Raw genomic sequence first — 3554 nt, 5'->3', positions numbered from 1 at the left:
ACTCGATCCTGGCCCAGTTCGCGATCAAGCCGCGGCACGTGCGGCGCCCGTTCATCGACTCCGAGGACAAGGTGCACCAGGTGGTGCGCGAGATCAACCATTCGGCCGATCTCGAGGGCCGGCGGCCGATCGTGTTCGTGACGCTGGTGAACCGGGAGATCCTGAACATCCTGAAGGCGAGCAGCCGCGGCATGGTGCTGGACATGTTCAACACCTTCATCGAGCCGCTGGAGGCCGAGTTCGAAATGACCTCGAACCACCGGGTCGGCCGCTTCCCGGACATCTCGAAGAGCCAGGAGTACACCGACCGCATCGAGGCGATCAACTTCTCGCTGGCGCACGACGACGGGCAATCGTCGAAGAACCTGGCCGAGGCCGACGTGATCCTGGTCGGCGTGAGCCGCAGCGGCAAGACGCCGACCTCGCTGTACCTGGCGATGCAACATGGCATCAAGGCGGCCAACTACCCGCTCATCCCGGAAGACTTCGACCGCCGCGTGCTGCCGGCGGGGCTGGCGCCGCACCGCAAGAAATGCTTCGGGCTGACGATTGCGCCGGAGCGGCTGGCCGAGATCCGCCATGAGCGGCGGCCGAACAGCCCGTACTCCAGCATCGAGAACTGCCGGCACGAGGTGTCGGAGGCCGAGGCGATGATGCGGCGCGAGAGCATCGCGTGGCTGTCGTCGACGCACAAATCGATCGAGGAGATCGCGACGACCATCCTGCGGGATATCCGGCCGGATCGGCTGATGTATTGAGGCGAGCGGTTCGCGCGCGTCAGATTCTTTGCCGCGCCGACTCGTAGAGGCACACCGCCGCGGCGGCGGCAACGTTGAGCGACTCCTCGCCGCCTGGCTGCGGAATGCGCAATGCCTGCGCACAACGCGCCATCAGCGCCGTGGACACACCCTGCCCTTCGTGACCCAGCACCCAGGCGCACGGCCAAGGCAGCGTTGCGCGATGGATCTCGTGCGGTGTGTGCGAGCTGGTGGCCAGCAATGGAACGGTCAACGCCGCCAGCGCATCGGCTTCGAGGCCCTCGACCAGCCGCAGCGCAAAATGCGCGCCCATGCCGGCGCGCAGCACCTTCGGCGACCACAGCGCCGCGGTGCCCTTCAACGCGATCACCTGCGTGAAGCCGAAGGCGGCCGCACTGCGCAGCACCGCGCCGACGTTGCCGGCGTCCTGCAGTCGATCGAGCACGACGCTCGGCGCATCGGCCTGCAGCGACGCACCACCCGTCCAGGGCAGCACGAACATCAGCGGAGCGGCCGACTCGAGCGTGCCGATGCCCGCCATCAGCGCCGCAGGCACCACGGCCACCTGCGGTGCGCGCTCGGCCAACGCCCGCAGCGCCGGCACCTGCCAGCCCGCTTCGGTGATCACCGCCTGCGACGGCAGCCCGCCACGCTGCAGCAGCGCCGCGGCGAGGTGATCGCCCTCCAGCAGCACCTCGCCGTGCTTGCGGTAGCCCCCCGGGTCGGCCGCCAGCTTGCGCAGCCGCACCAGCAACGGGTTGTCGCGCGAACTGATCGCCTTGATCGCTGCCGCCATCACTCGGCGCCCATCATTCGGCGGGCACCGCAAAGGACACGGACACCGGCATACCCAGCGGCAGCAGCGCCTCACGCACCGGTGCGAACGAGCGGCGGTGGTGCACGCAGGCCCCGTGCTGCTTCAGCGCGGCCAGGTGCATCGGCGTGCCGTAGCCCTTGTGCTCGTCGAAGCCGTACTGCGGGTGCTGCTCGTGCAGCGTGAGGCACAAGCGGTCGCGGTGCACCTTCGCGAGGATCGATGCCGCCGAGATCGACTGCACCAGCGCATCGCCCTGCACGATGGCCTCGGCCGCGATCTTCAGCACCGGCAGGCGGTTGCCATCGACCAGCACCTTCACCGGCACCAGCCGCAAGCCCTCGACCGCGCGGCGCATCGCCAGCATCGTCGCCTGCAGGATGTTCAGCGTGTCGATCTCCTCGACGCTCGCCTCGGCCACCGCACAGCACAAGGCCTTCTCGCGGATCTCGTCGTACAGCCGCGCACGCACCGCGGCCGACAGCTTCTTCGAATCGTCCAGCCCCTTGATCGGACGCTGGTCGTCGAGGATCACCGCCGCGGCGACCACCGGGCCGGCCAACGGGCCGCGGCCGGCTTCGTCCACGCCCGCCACCAGGCCGATGGCGTCGAAGCGCAGGCCGAACTGCTCAGGACCGGAGGACTTTCTCGATCGCATCGGTGGCAGCCTGGACAGTGTTGCAGCGCAGTCGGCGGTGCAGTTCGGTGAAACGCCGGGCAATGGCAGCGGACTCTTCCGGCTTGTCGAGCCAGTCAAGACCCGCAGCCGCCAGTCTCTGCGGCGTCGCGTCGTCCTGCAAGAGCTCGGGCACCGCGAATTCCCCGAGCAGGATGTTCGGCAAACCCACCCAGGGCTGGTAGCCCATGCGCTTCATCATCTGCCAGCTCAGCCAGTTCATCGCGTAGGTGATGACCATCGGCCGCTTGAAGAGCGCCGCCTCGAGCGTCGCCGTGCCGCTCGCGATCAGCGTGACGTCGCAGGCGGCCAGCACCTCGTGCGAGCGGCCGTCGAGCAGCTCGATGCCCACCCCGCCCGCATGCTCGGCCACCATCGGTTCGACCAGCGACCGCAGCCCCGGCACCACCGGCAGCAGGAAACGCAATCGCGGCCGCTGCCGCTTCATCAACGCCGCCGCGGCCAGCAGGCGCGGGGCGATGTACTCGACCTCCGAGCGCCGGCTGCCGGGCAGCAGCGCCACCACCGTTTCATCGCTGCCGATGCCCAGTGCGCTTCGGGCCGCTGCGCGCGGCACCTCGATGGGAATCGCATCCGCCAGCGGGTGGCCGACATAGGTCGCCGCAATGCCGTGGCGCTCGTAGATCGCCGGCTCGAACGGGAAGATGCACAGCACGTGGTCGACCGCGGCGCGGATCTTGTCGATGCGGCCGCCCCGCCACGCCCAGATCGACGGGCTGACGAAATGGATGCTCCTGATGCCGAGCGTTTTCAGCCGCGTCTCGAGCCCGAGGTTGAAGTCGGGCGCATCGACACCGATGAAGGCGTCGGGCGGCTCGCACCGCAGGCGCTCGGCCAGCCGCTCGCGGATGCCGGAGATCTCGCGGTAGTGGCGCAGCACCTCGACATACCCGCGCACCGCGAGCTTGTCGTGCGGCCACCAGGCCTCGAAACCCTGCGCGGCCATGTTCGGCCCGCCGATGCCGGCCGCATGCAGTTGGGGCCAGCGCGCCTTCAGGCCGCCCAGCAACAGGCCGGCGAGCAAGTCGCCGGAGGCTTCGCCGGCCACCAGGGCCAGCCGTGGCGGGCCGGAATTCGTCATCGGGACTAGCGCGCGATGCCGCGCGTCACGCCGGCGAGGAAGTCGAGCATCATCGCCACATCGGCGGCCGCCTCGGGCGCCGACTGGCCCAGCGCGGCGATCTCGTCGCGCGCCTCCTGCAGCGTGCGGCCGCTGCGGTACAGGCTGCGGTGCATCTGCTTGACCGCCGCGATGCGCTCGGCACTGAAACCGCGCCGCCGCAGG

The 3554-nt window shown here is 69.5% G+C and carries 4 protein-coding genes and 1 pseudogene; 1 reads left to right on the top strand and 4 read right to left on the bottom strand.

What is annotated here, in order from left to right; genetic code table 11:
• A partial coding sequence (ppsR, locus tag AC1D12_RS28125; RefSeq protein WP_477844372.1) for a posphoenolpyruvate synthetase regulatory kinase/phosphorylase PpsR occupies positions 1 to 758 on the top strand: 758 nt, incomplete at its 5' end.
• 19 nt (positions 759 to 777) lie between these two features.
• On the opposite strand, the gene AC1D12_RS28120 is transcribed toward ppsR, so the two are convergent.
• The 4 genes and pseudogenes from AC1D12_RS28120 to AC1D12_RS28105 all read right to left on the bottom strand — a co-directional run.
• A complete protein-coding gene (locus tag AC1D12_RS28120) occupies positions 778 to 1554 on the bottom strand; it encodes a TrmH family RNA methyltransferase (RefSeq protein ID WP_477828535.1) in 777 nt (258 codons plus the stop codon).
• Between the two features lie 13 nt (positions 1555 to 1567).
• The gene (gene rnhB / locus AC1D12_RS28115; RefSeq protein WP_052211429.1) at positions 1568 to 2230 is read right to left on the bottom strand and encodes a ribonuclease HII; all 663 of its coding nucleotides are present in this window, start codon (positions 2228 to 2230) and stop codon (positions 1568 to 1570) included.
• The gene (lpxB, locus tag AC1D12_RS28110) at positions 2202 to 3350 is read right to left on the bottom strand and encodes a lipid-A-disaccharide synthase (RefSeq protein WP_477844370.1); all 1149 of its coding nucleotides are present in this window, start codon (positions 3348 to 3350) and stop codon (positions 2202 to 2204) included. The genes rnhB and lpxB overlap by 29 nt, the downstream gene beginning before the upstream one ends.
• Before the next feature lie 5 nt (positions 3351 to 3355).
• Positions 3356 to 3554: pseudogene (locus tag AC1D12_RS28105) on the bottom strand (acyl-ACP--UDP-N-acetylglucosamine O-acyltransferase); the annotation flags it as partial.

The sequence above is a fragment of the Rhizobacter sp. P1_G5 genome (assembly GCF_056405435.1).
The sequence above is the reverse complement of the archived record's forward strand: the minus strand, read 5'-3'. Positions and strand labels throughout refer to the sequence as shown.

Excerpts from the sequence above, each read along its gene's own strand:
- AC1D12_RS28120 (WP_477828535.1), bottom strand. The coding sequence starts at position 1,554 with ATGGCGGCAGCGATCAAGGCGATCAGTTCGCGCGACAACCCGTTGCTG.
- rnhB (WP_052211429.1), bottom strand. The coding sequence starts at position 2,230 with ATGCGATCGAGAAAGTCCTCCGGTCCTGAGCAGTTCGGCCTGCGCTTC.
- lpxB (WP_477844370.1), bottom strand. The coding sequence starts at position 3,350 with ATGACGAATTCCGGCCCGCCACGGCTGGCCCTGGTGGCCGGCGAAGCC.